Origin of the sequence: Planobispora longispora (assembly GCF_016863135.1) — a bacterium.
Lineage (GTDB): Bacteria > Actinomycetota > Actinomycetes > Streptosporangiales > Streptosporangiaceae > Planobispora > Planobispora longispora.
Genome location: NZ_BOOH01000013.1, coordinates 1 through 17,549, shown reverse-complemented (window position 1 = coordinate 17,549; position 17,549 = coordinate 1). Strand labels below are relative to the sequence as shown.

18 protein-coding genes are annotated in these 17,549 nt (G+C 70.6%); 6 read left to right on the top strand and 12 right to left on the bottom strand.

Going from position 1 to position 17,549, the window contains the following annotated elements; genetic code table 11:
• Nucleotide 1: 1 nt before the first annotated feature.
• The 3 genes from Plo01_RS06990 to Plo01_RS06980 are packed head-to-tail and all read right to left on the bottom strand — an operon-like array spanning nt 2 to nt 3,880.
• Nucleotides 2-1,243, bottom strand: a complete 1,242-nt coding sequence (locus Plo01_RS06990) for an ABC transporter substrate-binding protein (protein WP_203889682.1) — start codon at nt 1,241-1,243, stop codon at nt 2-4.
• 8 nt (nt 1,244-1,251) lie between these two features.
• Complete coding sequence (locus Plo01_RS06985; RefSeq protein WP_203889681.1) at nt 1,252-2,397, bottom strand: ABC transporter ATP-binding protein; 1,146 nt, start codon at nt 2,395-2,397, stop codon at nt 1,252-1,254.
• A 25-nt stretch (nt 2,398-2,422) separates the two neighbouring features.
• Entirely contained in the window at nt 2,423-3,880 is a 1,458-nt protein-coding gene (locus tag Plo01_RS06980; protein ID WP_203889680.1) for a gamma-aminobutyraldehyde dehydrogenase, read from the bottom strand.
• Between the two features lie 200 nt (nt 3,881-4,080).
• Here Plo01_RS06980 and Plo01_RS06975 point away from each other — a divergent pair, with 200 nt between their 5' ends.
• Nucleotides 4,081-4,575, top strand: a complete 495-nt coding sequence (locus Plo01_RS06975; RefSeq protein ID WP_203889679.1) for an Lrp/AsnC family transcriptional regulator — start codon at nt 4,081-4,083, stop codon at nt 4,573-4,575.
• 40 nt (nt 4,576-4,615) lie between these two features.
• On the opposite strand, the gene Plo01_RS06970 is transcribed toward Plo01_RS06975, so the two are convergent.
• The gene (locus Plo01_RS06970) at nt 4,616-5,611 is read right to left on the bottom strand and encodes a DivIVA domain-containing protein (protein ID WP_203889678.1); all 996 of its coding nucleotides are present in this window, start codon (nt 5,609-5,611) and stop codon (nt 4,616-4,618) included.
• A 94-nt stretch (nt 5,612-5,705) separates the two neighbouring features.
• Here Plo01_RS06970 and Plo01_RS06965 point away from each other — a divergent pair, with 94 nt between their 5' ends.
• Together Plo01_RS06965 and Plo01_RS06960 are read left to right on the top strand one after the other, a co-directional pair.
• Nucleotides 5,706-6,518, top strand: a complete 813-nt coding sequence (locus Plo01_RS06965) for an ABC transporter ATP-binding protein (RefSeq protein WP_275415368.1) — start codon at nt 5,706-5,708, stop codon at nt 6,516-6,518.
• 181 nt (nt 6,519-6,699) lie between these two features.
• On the top strand, nt 6,700-7,371 hold the full coding sequence (locus tag Plo01_RS06960; protein ID WP_203889677.1) for a hypothetical protein: 672 nt from the start codon (nt 6,700-6,702) through the stop codon (nt 7,369-7,371).
• A gap of 10 nt (nt 7,372-7,381) precedes the next feature.
• Here the strand turns inward: Plo01_RS06960 and Plo01_RS06955 are convergent, their stop codons facing one another.
• Entirely contained in the window at nt 7,382-7,528 is a 147-nt protein-coding gene (locus Plo01_RS06955; protein ID WP_203889676.1) for an ATP-binding protein, read from the bottom strand.
• A 149-nt stretch (nt 7,529-7,677) separates the two neighbouring features.
• Here Plo01_RS06955 and Plo01_RS06950 point away from each other — a divergent pair, with 149 nt between their 5' ends.
• Nucleotides 7,678-9,006 carry a PP2C family protein-serine/threonine phosphatase gene (locus Plo01_RS06950; RefSeq protein WP_203889675.1) on the top strand — a complete coding sequence of 443 codons (1,329 nt, stop codon included), beginning with the start codon at nt 7,678-7,680 and terminating at the stop codon, nt 9,004-9,006.
• The gene (locus tag Plo01_RS06945) at nt 8,985-9,353 is read left to right on the top strand and encodes an STAS domain-containing protein (RefSeq protein ID WP_239315962.1); all 369 of its coding nucleotides are present in this window, start codon (nt 8,985-8,987) and stop codon (nt 9,351-9,353) included. The genes Plo01_RS06950 and Plo01_RS06945 overlap by 22 nt, the downstream gene beginning before the upstream one ends.
• 45 nt (nt 9,354-9,398) lie before the next feature.
• On the opposite strand, the gene Plo01_RS06940 is transcribed toward Plo01_RS06945, so the two are convergent.
• Nucleotides 9,399-9,968 carry a hypothetical protein gene (locus Plo01_RS06940; protein WP_203889674.1) on the bottom strand — a complete coding sequence of 190 codons (570 nt, stop codon included), beginning with the start codon at nt 9,966-9,968 and terminating at the stop codon, nt 9,399-9,401.
• Between the two features lie 94 nt (nt 9,969-10,062).
• The gene (gene rlmN, locus Plo01_RS06935) at nt 10,063-11,187 is read right to left on the bottom strand and encodes a dual-specificity RNA methyltransferase RlmN (RefSeq protein ID WP_203889673.1); all 1,125 of its coding nucleotides are present in this window, start codon (nt 11,185-11,187) and stop codon (nt 10,063-10,065) included.
• Between the two features lie 72 nt (nt 11,188-11,259).
• Between rlmN and Plo01_RS06930 the strand changes: the two genes are divergently transcribed.
• Nucleotides 11,260-12,342: a suppressor of fused domain protein gene (locus Plo01_RS06930; protein ID WP_203889672.1), complete on the top strand. Its 1,083-nt coding sequence runs from the start codon at nt 11,260-11,262 to the stop codon at nt 12,340-12,342.
• Nucleotides 12,343-12,372: 30 nt separating this feature from the next.
• Here the strand turns inward: Plo01_RS06930 and Plo01_RS06925 are convergent, their stop codons facing one another.
• From Plo01_RS06925 to rpsB, 5 genes are all read right to left on the bottom strand, one after another.
• The gene (locus tag Plo01_RS06925; RefSeq protein ID WP_203889671.1) at nt 12,373-13,209 is read right to left on the bottom strand and encodes a phosphatidate cytidylyltransferase; all 837 of its coding nucleotides are present in this window, start codon (nt 13,207-13,209) and stop codon (nt 12,373-12,375) included.
• A gap of 52 nt (nt 13,210-13,261) precedes the next feature.
• On the bottom strand, nt 13,262-13,819 hold the full coding sequence (gene frr / locus Plo01_RS06920; RefSeq protein WP_203889670.1) for a ribosome recycling factor: 558 nt from the start codon (nt 13,817-13,819) through the stop codon (nt 13,262-13,264).
• Nucleotides 13,820-14,008: 189 nt separating this feature from the next.
• Nucleotides 14,009-14,779, bottom strand: a complete 771-nt coding sequence (pyrH, locus tag Plo01_RS06915) for a UMP kinase (protein WP_203889669.1) — start codon at nt 14,777-14,779, stop codon at nt 14,009-14,011.
• Between the two features lie 226 nt (nt 14,780-15,005).
• Nucleotides 15,006-15,839: a translation elongation factor Ts gene (tsf, locus tag Plo01_RS06910; protein ID WP_203889668.1), complete on the bottom strand. Its 834-nt coding sequence runs from the start codon at nt 15,837-15,839 to the stop codon at nt 15,006-15,008.
• A gap of 463 nt (nt 15,840-16,302) precedes the next feature.
• On the bottom strand, nt 16,303-17,199 hold the full coding sequence (gene rpsB, locus Plo01_RS06905; protein WP_203889724.1) for a 30S ribosomal protein S2: 897 nt from the start codon (nt 17,197-17,199) through the stop codon (nt 16,303-16,305).
• Nucleotides 17,200-17,549 lie beyond the last annotated feature (350 nt).

The following is a 17,549-nucleotide window of genomic DNA, read 5'->3' as shown; positions in this document are numbered from 1 at the left end:
GCTAACCCTGGGTGACGGCCTGGAACAGGCTCTCGAAGGCCTGCTGATCGGCCGCCTGGACGGGCGAGATGTATCCGTGCAGCTTGGCGTAGTCGGCCTCGGAGGGGAAGATCAGCGGGCTCTCGATCATCGCCTCCAGGGCCTCCTTGTCCTCACCCGACAGCCCCGCGGCCTTGGTGGACAGCAGCTCCTTCACCGCGGGCACCGGGGTGACGAACTGGATGTACTCCGTCAGCTCGGCGGCGATCTCGGGCTTGTAGAGGTAGTCCATGAGCATGAGCGCGTCGACCGGGTTGGCCGCGCCCTTGGGGATCATCATGTTGTCGGTCCAGATCGTGCCGCCCTCCTCGGGCACCACGAACGCGACCGGCTCCCCCGCGAGCTGACGCTGGAAGACGTCGCCGGACCAGCCCATGGTCAGCCACACGTCGCCCTTGGAGACCGCGTCGATGTAGTCCTGGTCGTAGTACTTGCGGACGATGCCGTCCTCGCGCTGCTTGTTGAGCAGGTCGGCGGCCTTCTGCCAGTCGGCCTTGGTGGCCTGCTCCGGCGCGACGCCGAGCGCGAGCAGGCCGAAGTTGGCGATCTCCTGGGAGTCGGCCATCATGCCGACCTTGCCCTTGTACTTGGGATCGAACAGCGCCTGGATGCTCTTGATCGGGTCCTTGACGTACTTGGTGTTGTACGCGATGCCGGTCATGCCGGAGGTGTAGGGGATGGAGTAGGTGTTGTTCGGGTCGTAGGCCGGGCTCTTGTACTTCGGCGCGGCGTTGGCGGCGAAGTTCGGCAGCTGCTTGTGGTCCAGTCCCACCAGGTAGCCCAGGGCCTGCATCTTGGCGAACTGCGTGCCGTTGGTCATCACGATGATGTCGTAGCCCAGCGGCTGCCCGGCCCGCAGCTGCGGTTCGGACTTGCCGAAGAAGGAGGCGTTCTCGTCGATGACCTCGAGGTACTCGAACGCGATGCCGGTCTCCTGCTGGAACTTCTTCAGCGGCTCGCGGCCCTCGGGCATGTACTCCGGCCAGTTGGCGAAGACGACCTTGCCGTTCTTCTGCTTCCCGGCCCAGAAGTCGGCGACCTCGGACGGCTTGGGGGCTGCCTTCTGCTGGCCCTGGACGCCGCAGGCGCTCAGGGCGAGCCCGGCGGCCGAGAGGCCGGCCAGGCGGAAGACGTCCCGCCGGTTGACGGAGCGGCTCTGGGTCATGCCGCGGAGGAAGGCGGGGGAGGTGCGGGGGTCGTGCATGGAGAGGCTCAACTTCCGATCGCGTACGAGTGGTGCGGCTGCCACGACAACCACACGGCGTCACCACGCTCCGCCGTGCTGCTGCTGTCGAGCGCATTCTGCTGGAACACGGTGACCTCGGCGCCGTCGGCGAGGCGCACCGCGTAACTGTTGTACAGGCCCAGGTAGACCACCTCGGAGACGGTGCCGCGCACGGCGCTGAGCTCCCCCCCGGGCTCTTCCGTGGAAATGGTGATCTTCTCGGGGCGTACGGTGATCGTGATCGGGTCCCCCGCCCGATGCGACGCCTCCGCCACCAGGACCCGTCCGCCCTCGTCCAGCGCGAGTACGGCGTTGCCGGACTCGACCCGGTCGACGGTGCCGCGGATCAGGTTGGAGGTGCCGATGAAGCCGGCCACGAACGCGGTGGCCGGACGCTCGTAGATCTCCCGGGGGGAGGCGAGCTGCTCGACCAGACCGTCGTGCATGACGGCGATGCGGTCGCTCATGGTGAGCGCCTCGCTCTGGTCGTGCGTGACGTAGACGAAGGTGATGCCGACCTCGCGCTGGATGCGCTTGAGCTCGATCTGCATGGCCTGGCGGAGCTTGAGGTCCAGGGCGCCCAGCGGCTCGTCCAGCAGGAGCGCCCGGGGCCGGTTGACCAGGGCGCGGGCCAGCGCGACCCGCTGCTGCTGGCCGCCGGACATCTCCCGGGGCCGGCGCTTCTCGCGGCCGACGAGGTCCACGATCTCCAGCGTCTCGCCGACGCGCCGCTTGATCTCGGCCTCGGAGGTCTTCTTGCGCCGCAGGCCGAAGGCCACGTTGTCCCACACGTTCATGTGCGGGAAGAGGGCGTAGGACTGGAACACCATGTTGACGTCGCGCCGGTTGGGCGGCACGTTCGTCACGTCCTGGCCGTGGAGCCGCACCGTGCCGCGCGACGGGTCCTCGAACCCGGCGATCATGCGCATGGTGGTGGTCTTGCCACAGCCCGAGGGGCCGAGGAGCGAGAAGAACTCGCCCTCGGCGATGGACAAGGTGACTCCCTTGACCGCCTGGACGACCTCACCGTGGGCGAGGTACTCCTTGACGACTCCGTCGAGCTCGATGGCGGGCACCTGGGGTGTGACGGGGGAGGCCGTGGCCTCCCCCGTGCCCGCCTGGGTTTCGGTCATACCAGGCTTGTCTCTCTGTTCGCGGCTATTCGCCGATGTAGTGCATGACGTGCTTGACCCGCAGGTAGTCGTGCAGGCCGAAGACCGACAGGTCCTTACCGTAACCCGAGTGCTTGAAGCCTCCATGCGGCATCTCGGAGACGAAGGGGATGTGGGTGTTGACCCACACGACGCCGAAGTCGAGCTTCCGCGACATCCGCATCGCCCGGCCGTGGTCGGAGGTCCAGACCGAGCCCGACAGGCCGTACTTGACGCCGTTGGCCTTGGCGAGCGCGTCGGCCTCGTCGGAGAAGGTCTGGACGGTGAGGACCGGGCCGAAGATCTCGTTCTGCACCATCTCGTCGTCCTGCTGGAGGCCGTCCACGACGGTCGGGGCGAAGAAGTAGCCCCTGTCGCCGATGCGGTGGCCGCCGGTCAGGACCTTGGCGTGCCCGGGGACCCGGTTGAAGAAGTCCGCGACGCGCTCCAGCTGGTTGGCGTTGTTGAGCGGGCCGTACAGGGCCTCCTCGTCGGACAGGTCGCCGGTCCTGGTGTTCGCGGCGGCCTCGACGAGCGCCGCGGCGAACTCGTCGTGGATGCTCTCGTGGACCAGCACGCGGCAGGCCGCGGTGCAGTCCTGGCCGGCGTTGTACAGGCCCGCGGTGGCGATGGCCTCCGCGGCGGCCTTGATGTCCTTGACGTCCTCGAAGACGACGACCGGGGCCTTGCCGCCGAGCTCCAGGTGGACCCGCTTGAGGTCGTCGGCCGCGGTCTTGGCGACGGCCATGCCGGCGCCGACCGAACCGGTGATCGCGACCATCTGCGCGGTCGGGTGGCCGACGACCAGGGCGCCGGTCTCGCGGTCGCCGGCGACGACGTTGAAGACGCCCTTCGGCAGGATCCCGCCGATGATCTCGGCCAGCTTGATCGTCGAGACCGGGGTGGTGTCGGACGGCTTGAGCACGATGGTGTTGCCGGCGGCGAGCGCGGGGGCGATCTTCCACACGGCCATCATCATCGGGTAGTTCCAGGGCGTGACCTGGCCGATGACGCCGATCGGCTCGTGCCTGATGACGGAGGTGTGGTCGGCCAGGAACTCTCCGGACGTCGGCCCTTCGAGGGTGCGGGCGGCGCCGGCGAAGAAACGGAAGTGGTCGGCGGCCACCGGCGTCTCGTCCTCGGCCATGCGCGCCCGCGGCTTGCCGGTGTTGCGGCACTCGGCCTCGTTCAGCTCGTCGGCCCGCGCCTCGATCGCGTCGGCGACCTTCAGCAGCAGGTTGGCGCGCTCGCCCGGCGTGGTCTGGCTCCAGGACTCGAACGCGGCGGCCGCGGCGGCGTAGGCCGCGTCCACGTCCTCCACACCGGAGATCGGCGCCTGCAGATAGGCTTCTCCGGTGCAGGGATCGATGATGTCGGAGAACCGGCCGCTCGTGGCCTCCACGAAGTCGCCGTTGACGTAGTTTCGAAGACGGGTGAGCTCAGGGTTCTCAACCGGGGTGGTCACCGTCGACCTCCTAGCGCATGGGGGTTGAGTTGTCGCGACTCTTACAGAGCGACAGTCTCTCAACAAGGGATTTCGTTGTGAAGATACCAAATTGCTACGGAATCGCTTGACAGAGCAGCCAGAACTGACAACATGTCGCACCAAAACCGCAACATGACAGCCACAGCCCCGAAACTTGTCCATGGTCCATGGGAGCGAGGATGACGACACCACCGAAGGTACGCCGGGACAACGACTCCCGGCCCGGCACCGTCGTCCTCGACGAGATCTCCAAGAAGATCATCGAGGAGCTGCAGAGCGACGGGCGCAAGCCGTACGCGGCGATCGGCAAGGCCGTGGGCCTGTCCGAGGCGGCGGTCCGCCAGCGGGTCCAGCGCCTGCTCGACGCGGGGGTGATGCAGATCGTCGCGGTCACCGACCCGCTGACCCTCGGCTTCTCCCGGCAGGCGATGATCGGCATCAAGTGCGAGGGCGACCTGGAGGAGGTGGCCGACGAGCTGTCGGCCATCGCGGAGATCGACTACGTCGTGCTGACCGCCGGATCCCTCGACATCATGGTGGAGGTCGTCTGCGAGAGCGACCAGCACCTCCTGGAGATCCTCGGCAAGATCCGCGCCATCCCCACCGTGCGCGCCACCGAGACCTTCGTCTATCTCAAGCTCCACAAGCAGACCTACTCGTGGGGCACCCGCTGAAGCTCCGGGGCGCCCCCGCGGGACGTGCCGTCCCGCGGGGTCACGCGCCGAAGTAGCCCTCCAGGACGTCGGCCATCTCGGCCAGGAAGCCGTCCACCTGGCTCACGGCGTACCCCGGCTTGAACATCACCGTGCCGAACCGGGCCGCGCGCACCTCCGCGGCCGTGACGGGCTGGTCGGTGGTCCCGCGCAGGGTGGCCACGATCCGGTCGAGGAACTCGTCCACCTCGCCCTCGTCGTAGCCCATGCCCAGCCGCCCGGCCCGGAAGGCGACCCGCTCGACCCTGATCGCCTGCTCCTCCCGCTCGGCGAGCGTCACGCCGTCCGGCTCCGGCGACGGATAGTCCGCCGGCAGGGGCTCGGGCGACGGATAGTCCGCCAGCAGGGACTCCGGCGGGTGCGGCCACAGGGCCACGGGCCGCTCCGGCCCGGCGGCGCGCGTCTCGTCGCCGCGTTCGGCGTCCGCCCGGCTCCCGCTCTCGGCGGCTCCGGCGTCGCGGACGCCCGCGTGGACGCCCTCACCGTGGGCGTCGCCGGCGCGGCCCCCCGCCACCAGGACGTCGGCCTCGCCGATCCCCACCACCGGGACCTCGTCCGTGGCGGCCTCGTCCACCGGCGCGTCATCGCGTGGTCCCGCCGCCCCCCGCGCCTCGGCGGCCCGCGCCTCCTGGACCCGCGCCTCGGCGGCCCGCACTTCAGCGGCCCGTGCCTCGTCGATCCGCGCTTCCCGGACCCGCGTCTCGTCGATCCGCGGCACGGGTGCGGGGACCCGGGCGGCCCGCGGTTGCGGGACGCGCCCCCGCTCGGGACGGGTCTCGATCGCGACGATGAAGGCCTCCAGCGCGAAGTCCACGGCGGTCTCGTTGTATCCGCCCAGCTTCGCGCGGAAGCGCGCCTCCCGGATCTCGTCGGCGGTGATCGGCTCATCCACCGGCTCACCCCGGCCCAGGGTGCCCTCGATCCGGCGGACCAACGCGTCGACCTGATCCGGGTCGTATCCGGAACGCAGGCCCAGCACCCGTGGAAAGCGGTTCAACCCCGCATCCTTTCCGTCCCTGTATGTGAGACCACCATTCTGGGGGGATCAGGACAGTAAAGCGAGCGCCGGGGGGAGGTAGGGTGACGGGCCTATGCGCCTGTCCAGCGTGTCGTTCCGCTACTCCCGCCGCGGCCCCTGGGTCCTCCGGGAGGTCGGCCTCGCCCTGGAGGCCGGGTCCGTCGTGGAGGTGACCGGCCGCAACGGAGCGGGCAAGTCGACGCTCCTGCGGCTCCTGGCCGGGATCGTCCGCCCGTCCCGGGGCTCGGTCACCGGGCGGCCCCGAGTCGTCGGTTACGCCCCCGAGGTGTTCCCGGTGGAGCAGCCCTTCACCGTCGCGGCCTACCTGGCCCACCTGGCCCGGGCCCGGCGCGTCTCCCCCGCGGCCGGTACGGCCCTGGCCGAGCGGCTGGGCGCCTCCCACCTGCTCGACCAGCCGCTCGGCGACCTGTCCAAGGGCAGCGCGCAGAAGGTCGGCCTGATCCAGTCGCTGCTGGCCCCGCCCGGCCTGCTGATCCTGGACGAGCCCTTCGCCGGGCTCGACGAGCAGACCCGCGCCGAGCTCCCGGAGATCATCGGGGAGGTCGCCTCCGGCGGGGGCACGGTCGTGGTCAGCGACCACCAGAACCAGTTGCGCAGCTTCCCCGGCGCGGAGCACTGGCTGGTCGCCGACGCCTCGGTCACCGTCCCGGACGCCGAGCGGGTACGGCGGACGGCCGCCGGGAACGACCGCGAGCGGGCATCAAGGGAACTCGCCGAGGACGACCGCGAGCGGGCGTCGAGGGAGGTCGGCGACGGCGAGCGGGCGCGGCACGCGGTCATCGAGGTGCTCGTCGGCATGGAGGAGGCCGACGAGGTCGAGCAGAAGCTCCGCGCGGACGGTTACCTCACCAGGCGGCCCGCATGATCCATCGCACCCCGTCCAGCCGCGGCGTCCTGCCGTGCCCGGCCACGGTGAGGCCCCAGGCGACCACCACCATCCGGTCCGGTCACGGCGTCCTGCCGTGCCCGGCCACGGTGAGGCCCCAGGCCACCAGAATCATCCGGTCCGGTCACGGTCCGGGCCGACCGGCCCCGGGAGGCTCCAGGTGATCGCCCTCATCCGGTTCAAGCTGGCCGCCTACGCCCGCTCCCACCGGCTGCTGCAACCGCTGACCGGGCTGTTCATCATGATGGTGATCTTCTATTCGACGCTGGTCCCCCCGGGCAAGGAACTGCCCTCCTACGCGGACTCCGCGGGACTGCTGATCATCGTCTTCGCCTGGGCGGCCCGGGGCCTGCTCGACACCGAGCCCCCGGCGCAGCGGCTGATCTCGGCGACGTCGGCCGGAGGCCCGCGCCGGGAGGTCGCCGCCGGGCTGCTGGCCGCGCTGGCCGTCAACCTGGGGCTGGCGGCGATCGCGGTCGCCCTGCCCCTGCTCCACGGCTTCGCCGTCACCCCGCCCGCGGGCGACGTCGCCCGCGGCGCGGGCCTGCACCTGCTCGGCCTGAGCGCCGGAACCGCGCTGGGCGCGCTGACCAGCAGACCGATCCTGCCCTCCCCGGCGACCTCGATGCTGACGCTGTTCGGCGGCTATCTCGCGCTGCTGCTGGCCAGCCTCACCCCGGCCGGCGCGTTCGCCGTGCCGGTCATGCCGTGGATGCGCGCCGCCAACGCCGGGACGCTCGACGAGATCCTGCTCCAGGTCACGGCCGCCACCCTCTTCTGGTCCGCGGCCGGCGCCGCGGTCTACGCGCGGCTCCGCCGTACCCGGCCCTAGCGGTGCTCCGTCAGGTCCGGTGACGGCTGTCGCAGGCCTCGCCGACGGCGACCAGGACCTTCTGGATCATGGATGGGTTGAGCCCGCAGCGGTTCAGCCAGCCGCGCAGCGCCGTGCGCACCGGCGCCAGCTGCGCCGACTCGGCGGGGAAGGCCACCTCATCGCCTCTCCTCTTTCCGCGTGAACGGATGAACGACTCCACCGGCGTGGTCCCAAAGGTCACGTAAGGGTTGCTCCAACGGTTACGTAGGATGAGGCAAATCGCTCCGGGGCCCTGTGTCCGCCCCGCGCGCCGCACGCAGCGAGGTGGAGGAGCCCGATATCGACAGCGCCGACGAAGCGCACCGGTCGGCGGCCGTGAGCCGCTATCTGTCCCTGGACGCTCCCGGTGACGGCGCTCTGGAGCGGGTGACCTCGCTGGCCGCGCGGATCTTCCGCGCTCCCGTCGCCACCGTGACCGTCGTCGACGGCGAACGGGTGCGGTGCGGCGCCGCCCACGGGCTGCCGGCGCAGGCGTTCCAGGGCACGCGCGCGACGAGCCTGTGCGCCCGGGCCGTCGAGCACGGCGGCGTCCTCGTCATCCCGGACACCCTGGCCGATCCGCGCGCCGCGGCCGATCCGCTGGTCAGCGGCGGTCCCGGCGTCCGGTTCTACGCGGCGGCCCCGATCACCGCTCCGGACGGTCACCGCCTGGGCAGCGTCAACGTCATGGACACCCGCCCCCGGCAGGCCGACGCCGAGGAGCTGGACGCCCTGCAGGATCTGGCCGCCCTGGTGACGGGCGAGCTGGAGCTGCGGATGGCCGCCGCGCGCACCGTCGCCGCCGAGCGCGAGCTGCGCGCCGGCGCCGAGCGCCTGGCCCGCACCCTGCAGCGCACGCTCCTGCCCCCGGCCCTGCCCCGGGTGCCGGGGCTGCACGCGGCCGCGGCCTACCACCCCTTCTCCGCCGACGAGGTGGGCGGTGACTTCTACGACCTGTTCCCGCTCGACGGCAACCGCTGGGGGTTCTTCCTCGGGGACGTCTGCGGCAAGGGCGCCGACGCCGCCGCCCTGACCTCCCTGGTCCGCTACACGCTGCGCGCCGCCGCCGTCTACGATCCCGACCCGCGTGCGGTGCTGGCCAACCTGGACACGGTCCTGCACCAGGAGCACGCCGGCAGCCAGGCGCCGCCGCCGTACTGCACCGCCGTCTTCGGAGTCCTGGAGCCCGACGGCGACGGGTTCACCGTCACCCTCGCCGGCGGCGGGCATCCCCCCGCCCTGGCCGTGCGGGCGGACGGCGGCGTCGAGATCGTCCACCCGGAGGGCGGGCAGCTGATCGGCATCCTGCGCGACCCCCACTTCGCGCAGGTGAGCATCCGCCTGAACGCCGGGGACGCGCTGCTGCTGTACACCGACGGCCTCACCGAGGCCCGCACCGGAGCCGGCGCCATGCTGGAATGGGAGGGTCTCGCCTCCTACGTGGAGGCCGCCGCGCCCGCCGGCGCGGACGACCTTCTCGTCGCAGTGCATAAACTGATCGCCAGCCTGGGCGAGGGTGTCTCGGACGACACCGCGGTGCTCGCCCTGTCCGTCCCTGTCCACCCGACGGCCGCCCCCCTTCAGGAGCCCTGGTGCAGCATGACCACGGTCTGACCATCACCCATCGCCCGCACTCGGCCCGCCTGCACGTTCTGGTCGTGGCCGGTGATCTGGACCACCACACCGCTCCCCGCCTGCGGGCGGCTCTGGAGGAGGTCACGCTCGCTCCCGGAGCCGGACTGGTGATCGACCTGTCTCCCCTGACGTTCTGCGACTCCACCGGCATCTCGATACTGGTCGCCGCCCACCAGCGCGCCCAGGGCGCCGGCGCCGCGCTGGTCCTGGCCGGCCTGGACCCCGACCTCGCCCACGTCTTCCGGATCATGGGCCTGGACCGGCTGTTCTCCTCCTACGACAGCGCGGAGAAGGCCGTCGCCGCCCTGGGGCTCCAGGAGAACTGAGGGTTCAACGGGCGGCGAAGGCCCCGGGGGCGGCCGCGTGCCGCGTCACTTGCTCTTCTTCAGGTCTTCCAGCGCGAGCCTGGTCTTGTCGAAGGGGATGTACGGGGCGGCCTCCTTCGACATGTGCAGGTATCCCACCGTGTCGGCGTCGACCCAGTAGCAGCGGGTGCCCTCGCCCTCGGCGAGGTTCTGGCAGGCGGCCGCGGCGGGACCCACGCCGGGGTTCACCGGGACCCAGTCCGTCCGCGCCCCGGCCGGCTTGCCGGCCTTCTCGGTCAGCGAGTCCAGGGCGGCCTTGAGGTCGCTCACCTGGGCCTGCGACCCGGTGGCGACGACCTGATGGCCCGCGGTGGGTCCCTCGCCGCTCCGGTAGGTCACGGTGAGCTGCTTGCCGGTGGCCTTGTGGTGCGTCCCATCCGGGATCGCCTCGCCCTCCGCGGCCGGCACGACGGAGACGCGGTCCATCGTGAACAGCTTCTCGGGGAACGGCTCGGCGAAGGAGCCGGGCGCCTTGGTCGCTTCGGCGCCGGTCGTCACGTCGGCCTCGACGGTGAAGGTGCATCCTGTCAGGACACCCGCCATGAGTGCCAGGAGGGAGGTTCTTGCGATGTTCACCCTCTGAGGATCCACCAGCGCACTTGTGTGACACTTGCATCCCTCTGGTGAGCGTCGTACCGCGACGTCCCTTTTGTGAATATCGCTGGACCCGCTACTCGGCGGCGGCGAGCTGGCCGCAGGCGCCGTCGATCTCACGGCCGCGGGTGTCGCGGACCGTGACCGGGACGCCGTGGTGCTCCAGACGGCGGACGAAGGCCCGCTCGTCCTCGGGGCGGGAGGCGGTCCACTTGGAACCGGGGGTGGGGTTGAGCGGGATCAGGTTGACGTGCACGAGCTTGTTCTTGATGAGCTTGCCGAGCAGGTCGGCCCGCCACTCCTGGTCGTTGACGTCCTTGATCAGGGCGTACTCGATGGAGACGCGGCGCTTGGTCTTCGCCGCGTAGTCCCAGGCGGCGTCGAGGACCTCGGCCACCTTCCAGCGGGTGTTGATCGGCACCAGGGTGTCGCGGAGTTCGTCGTCGGGGGCGTGCAGGGACAGCGCCAGCGTCACCGGCAGGCCCTCGGCGGCCAGCTTGCCGATCGCCGGGACCAGGCCGACGGTGGAGACCGTGATGCCGCGCGCGGAGATGCCCAGGCCGGAGGGCGAGGGCTCGGTCATCCGGCGGACCGCGCCGATCACGGCCTTGTAGTTGGCCAGCGGCTCGCCCATGCCCATGAAGACCACGTTGCCGACCCGGCCGGGACCGCCGGGGACCGCCCCCTCCGCCAGGGCCCGGGCTCCGGCGACGACCTGCTCGACGATCTCGGCGGTCGACATGTTGCGGGTCAGGCCCGCCTGGCCGGTGGCGCAGAACGGGCAGTTCATGCCGCAGCCCGCCTGGGAGGACACGCACATGGTGGTGCGGTCGGTGTAGCGCATGAGCACCGACTCGACCAGCGCCCCGTCGAACAGCCGCCACAGCGTCTTGCGGGTGGTGCCGCCGTCGGTGGTCAGCTCCCTGACCGGGGTCAGGAGGGTGGGGAACAGCGCGCTCCCGAGCTTGTCGCGCGCCGCGGCGGGCAGGTCGGTCATCGACTGCGGGTCGCCGTTGAGCTTGTCGAAGTAGTGCCGGGAGAGCTGGTCGGCGCGGAACGGCTTCTCGCCCAGCTCGGCGACCGCCGTCCGGCGCTCGGCCATGGTCAGATCGGCCAGGTGACGCGCGGGCTTGGCCCGGCGGGGCGCCACGAAGGTGAGCTGGCCGGGTGCGGGGGCCCCTGCCGGGCTGGCGGTCGACACGTGCGAAGCCTTCTCTCCACGATTACGTGAACACTCGAAGCGACGCTCGGCCCTGATCTAGAGTCCGGAGGTATGGCGACATTCCGCCCCTCAGGGGTGAGGGGAGAAGGCGTCGAGGTCGTGCTGTCCGACGTCAATCCCTACGGGAGCCGGACCCTGGTGGTCGAGCGCGACGATATTTCGTCGGTAGCTTACCTGTGCGCGCCCGAAGGCACGGTGCACGGAGCCGTGTGGCTGGCCAACCACGTACCGGCCCCGCCCACGATCGACCTGAACCGCCTGAACTCCGGACTGCCCCCGGTGGCGCCCCGGGCCAACACCCGGCACCCCTCCGGCAGGCCGCCGCTGGGCACGTTGCGATCGCTCTGGTTCGAGGAGGGCGACGGCGTCGCCCTGTACGAGAACGACGAACTGCTCGCGGTCATTCCTGGCTGGGCGGACATGACCAGGGCGATGCCGGGCTACTCGCGTGACGCGATCGGCGAGACGCCGTTCGCGTGGTCCCTGGAGGAGGCCAGCGAGGGGCTGGCGCCCCGGCTGGACAAAGCCCGCGCCTACTGGGAGTGGCGGGGCGGCGACGGCGCCTGGGCCTCGTTCCAGCAGTTCGTCATGGGCCACCTGGACCGGGCCGTCGGGTCCGCGGGCCGGTTCTGGGACGCGGGCGGCGGGCGCCTGCCGACCGTGGGGATCACCGAACGGCCCCCGGAGCGGGGACGCCGATACAGCATCCTGTCCACCGTCGGGATGAGCTGCCAGCGCATGCCCACCGTGGAGCAGTACATCGACCGACCGGACGCCTACGCCCGCGTGGAGCTCGCCGTCGCCACCCCCCGCGACCCGCGGGACGCCGCCCGGCTGTTCATGTGGCTGGGCCAGTACCCGTGGCACTCGGTCACCTGGCTCGGGCACGGCCACACCGCCCGCTGGTACCACCGGCCGGAGACCTTCCCGCTCGGCTCCGCCTACAGCGGCGTCATCATGCTGGCCGGGCTCTCCGGGCTGCCCGACCTGTCGGGGTTCACCTTCGGCGGGGACGCCGTGCAGTGGCTCTGGCTGATGCCCGTCACCGCCGACGAGCTCCAGGAGGCGGCCGACGGCTACGAGGCGCTGCTCCCCCGGCTCTCGGCCGACCGGCTCACCCGGCGGGCGACCTGACCGTTCCCGCGGGGCCGTACGGTCCCGTCCTCACACGAACAGGCTCAGCAGCGCCCAGACCGGGACCACCGCGGCGACGAGGGAGTCGAGGCGGTCCATCATCCCGCCGTGGCCGGGCAGCACGCTGCTCATGTCCTTGATCCCGAGATCCCGCTTGATCACTGACTCGACCAGGTCGCCGAGCGTGGCGAGGACCACGACGACCGCGCCGATCACCACGCCCTTCCAGATCTCGGCCTCCAGCAGCCACACCGTCAGCCAGCCGCCCACGGCCATGCAGGCCAGCGCCGAACCGGCGAAGCCCTCCCAGGTCTTCTTCGGGCTGATCACCGGCGACATCTTGTGCCTGCCGAACAGGACCCCCGCGACGTACCCGCCGATGTCGCTGGCGACGGTGGTGGCGATGAAGACCACCACCCGGTCCGGCCCCTGGTCCTGGGCGAGCAGGAGCGCCACGAAACCGGCGAGCAGCGACGGGTAGACCGTGACCAGGACCGTCGCGGTGACGTCGCGGACGTAACCGTCCGTCCCCCGGAACATCCGCCAGACCATCAGCGCCACGACGGTCATCGCGAAGATCGCGAGCAGCCAGCCGGGCCCGCCCCAGTAGGCGCCGGCGAGCATGGCCGCCATCCCGGCGAGCACGGGGACCAGCGGGACGCCGATCTGCCTGGTCCCGAACGCCTTGACGAGCTCCACCATCCCGACACCGACCGCCGCGATCACCACGGCGAGGAAGAGCTCCTTGACGGTGTAGAGGGAGCCGATGACGGCCGCTCCCAGGCCCACGCCCACCGCGATCGCGGCGGGGAGATTCCGTCCTGTACGGCTAGCGCCCGCCGCTGGTTCCACTGGTCCTACTCTCATACGAAAAATCCTTGCCCCGCGCGGAGGGACCACGCGGGACAAGGACCGTTGCTCACACTTCGAGCAGCTCGGCTTCCTTGTGCTTGAGCAGCTCGTCGATCTTGGCGACGTGCTTCTGGGTGAGGTCGTCGAGCTCCTTCTCGGCCCGGCGCACCTCGTCCTCCCCGGCCTCGCCGTCCTTGACCATCTTGTCGAGGGCCTCCTTGGCGTGCCGGCGGATGTTGCGCACCGAGACCCTGGACTGCTCGGCCTTGGTACGGGCGACCTTGATGTACTCCTTGCGGCGCTCCTCCGACAGCTCGGGGAAGGCCACCCGGATGACCTGGCCGTCGTTGCCCGGGTTCACACCCAGGTCGGAGTCCCGGATAGCGCGCTCGATCGCGGCCATGGAGCCCTTGTCGTAAGGCTGGATGATGACCATGCGAGCCTCGGGGACGTGGAACGACGCCAGCTGCTGGATCGGCGTGGGCGTCCCGTAGTACTCGGCATTGATCTTGTTGAACATCGACGGGGTGACACGACCCGTGCGGATCCCGGCGAAGTCGTCCTTCGCCACCGCGACGGCCTTGTCCATCTTTTCCTCGGCCTCGAGGAGGGTTTCGTCGATCACAGCGGCTCCCTGTCTTCTGAGTTCGCTCGCCATTCCTCACGCGCTTCACGGACCGCTCTGTGTCGCGTACCGCTCCGCTCGCTACGTCAGGCTCACTCCCTGTCTCCGGGGTCGTTCACCCTTCCTCACTCACGTCGCGGGACGCTCCTGCGTCGCGTACCGCTCCGCTCGCTGCGTCGGGCTCACTCCCTATTTCCCTGCCGGGCTCACCAACGTGCCGATCTTCTCACCGCGTACCGCCCGCAGGATGTTGCCCTCGCCCATGAGATCGAAGACCACGATCGGCAGACCGTTGTCCATGCAGAGGCTGATGGCGGTGGCGTCCATGACACCGAGACCACGGGTCAAGACCTCACCATATTCGAGGTGGTCGAACCTGACCGCGTCGGGATTCTTCCGCGGGTCGGAGTCGTAGACGCCGTCCACCTGGGTGCCCTTCAGCAGCGCCTCCGCGCCGATCTCCAGCGCGCGCTGCGCGGCGCAGGTGTCGGTGGAGAAGAACGGCGAGCCGAGGCCCGCCCCGAAGATCACCACTCGCCCCTTCTCCAGGTGGCGGATGGCCCGGCGGGGCAGGAAGGGCTCGGCCACCTGCTGCATGGTGATGGCCGTCTGAACACGGGTCTCGATGCCCCGCTTCTCCAGGAAGTCCTGAAGCGCCAGGCAGTTGATGACGGTGCCGAGCATGCCCATGTAGTCGGCCCGGGCGCGGTCCATGCCGCTCTCCGACAGCGCGGCGCCGCGGAACATGTTGCCCCCGCCGACCACGACGGAGACCTGCACGCCCACGCGGACGGCCTCGGCGATCGAGTCGGCCAGATGGCTGACCACCACGGGGTCGATGCCCATCGGATCGCCGCCGGCGAACGCCTCGCCGGACAGCTTCAGCATGACGCGCTTCCAGCGAAGCGAGCCCGCATACGACGAAACCGCCGACGTAGCGGGTTCTGAGTTCTCCTGCACGACGGCGGCCTCCTCGTAGCTGTTCTGTTGAGAGAAGCTGGGTCAAGCCTACGGCTTGTCCCGCGGATCCTCTCGCTGAGGCGTGTCCGATGGATCTCCTCGCCCGCCGCGGTCGCCCGCGCGGAGAGGATCCATCAGACACGCCTACCGCGGTCACCCGGACGGCGCCTCGCGGGGCGTCCGTCGAACCGACCCCCGCCGCGGCGAGGATCCGGGGAACGGACCTTTAGGCCTGGCCGACCTTGTAACGGACGAAAGCCCGGACCTCGACGCCGTTCTCGGCGGCGTACTTCTCGATCGTCTTCTTGTTGTCCTTGACGAACGCCTGCTGGAGCAGGGTGAAGTCCTTGTACCAGCCGTTGACGCGACCCTCGACGATCTTCGCGATGGCAGCCTCGGGCTTGCCCTCCTCGCGGGTCATCTCCTCGAAGAGCGCGCGCTCCTTCTCGATGACGTCGGCGGGGACCTGGTCGGCGCTGAGGTACTTGGGGGCCATCGCGGCGGCGTGCTGCGCGATGTCCTTGGCGACCTCGGCGTTGGCGCTGTCGAGCTGCACGAGCACGCCGACCGCCGGCGGGAGCTGCGGGTCGGTCTTGTGCATGTAGGCGCCGACGTAGCCGCCCTCGAGCACCGCGAAGCGGCGGATCTCGATCTTCTCGCCGAGCGCGGCGTTGGCCTCGTCGAGCTGCTCCTTGACGGTCTTGCCGTCGAACTGCGACTCGAGCAGGGTCGGCACGTCGGCCGGCTTGGTGGCCAGGATGTGCGCGACGACCTGGGAGGCCAGCTCCTGGAAGCGCTCGCCCTTGGCGACGAAGTCGGTCTCGCAGTTGAGCTCCAGCAGCGCGGCGGCGGAGTCGCCGTCCTGCTTCAGGGCGACCAGGCCGTTGGAGGCGGTGCGGGCCTCGCGCTTGCCGACGTCCTTGGCGCCCTTGAGGCGCAGGATCTCGACGGCGCGGTCGAAGTCGCCCTCAGACTCCTCCAGCGCCTTCTTGCAGTCCATCATGCCGGCCGCGGTCAGCTCACGAAGCCGCTTGACGTCGGCCATGTTCACGGAAGCCATTGTCTTTTCCTCGTGGGAATCGTCACTGATCTCAGGAGTCGGCATGAGATCAGGGTTCTGGGTGGACCCGGGTGGGCGCCCTCATGGAGGAGGCCCGCCCGGAAGGAGCCTTGCGGGTCGTACGGCCGCATGCCGTACGAGGAGAACTTAGTCGTGTCTGACGAATCATGCCCTGCCGCGTGGCCCGGACGGCGCCCCGCTCCGTCGTCGCCCTCGCCCCGGAGGGAACGCTTCACAAGCTTCACGTTCCCGCCGGGGCCCGGGCGAGTCGTCGGCCGTGGACTCGGCCACGTCCTCCGCCTCGCGAGGCGTCCGTCCGGATCTCGCTCGCGACGGGCAGCATTCGCCAGACAGTCCTGGTGCCCCTCCCACCGGTCTTCACCCGTCGAGCGGCCCGGGGCGGCACCTCGACGGGTGCCGTCGCCCCGGTCCGCTCATCGGGCGGATCCCGGCGGTCGCGGTCCTAGGCCTGCTCGCCCTCGGCGGCCGGAGCGGCCTCAGCCTCGGCGGCCGGAGCGGCCTCGGCCTCAGCGGCCGGAGCCTCGGCCTCGGCGTCGTTCTCGACGGCCGGGGCGGCCTCGGCCTCGCGGGCGCCGGCGCCCTCGAGGAGCTCCTGCTCCCACTCGGCCAGCGGCTCGGCGCCACCGGCGACGGCCGGCTTGTCGTCGCCGCCACGGCCGGCGCCGGCGCGGGCCATGAGACCGGCGGCGACGGCGTCGGCGACGACCCGGGTCAGCAGGTCGACGGCGCGGATGGCGTCGTCGTTACCCGGGATCGGGTAGTCGACCTCGTCCGGGTCGCAGTTGGTGTCGAGGATCGCGACGACCGGGATGTTGAGCTTGCGGGCCTCGCTGATCCCGATGTGCTCCTTCTTGGTGTCGACGACCCACACCGCGCTGGGCACGCGGGACATGTCGCGGATGCCGCCGAGGGTGCGCTCCAGCTTCTCCTTCTCGCGGCGGCGCATGAGGAGCTCCTTCTTGGTGAGCCCCGAGCCGGCGACGTTGTCGAAGTCGAGCTCCTCGAGCTCCTTCAGACGCTGGAGCCGCTTGTGCACGGTGGAGAAGTTGGTGAGCATGCCGCCCAGCCAGCGCTGGTTGACGTACGGCATGCCGACGCGGGAGGCCTGCTCGGCGATGGCCTCCTGGGCCTGCTTCTTCGTGCCGATGAACATGATCGTGCCACCGTGCGCGACGGTCTCCTTGACGAAGTCGTAGGCACGGTCGATGTAGGACAGCGACTTCTGCAGGTCGATGATGTAGATGCCGTTGCGCTCGGTGAAGATGAAGCGCTTCATCTTCGGGTTCCAGCGACGGGTCTGGTGGCCGAAGTGAACGCCGCTCTCGAGCAGCTGTCGCATGGTGACGACGGGGGTGGACACGGAATTGTCCTCCAAGTCGTGGCGCCCATCGCTGGGCGCGGTTGCGGTTGACGCGGCAACCCTCGGTTGCCGCCCTGATGCCCCCGGACCGCTCCCGCCGGGCTGAGCCCGGACCGGGGGAACGGCCCCTGCTGGGGCATGCGAAGTCGGCCTGCCGGTGACAGGCCATCGGAAATTGTACCCGTAGAGGCGCCGCCTCCCGACCCTCCCGGGCCGAGCCGCGCCCGGCGGCGCGTCTCACGCTCCCGGACGGAGCCTCGGGACCGCCTCGGACGGGGCCACGGGATCGCCCCAGGCAGGGCCTCGGAACCGTCCCGGGCGGGATCACC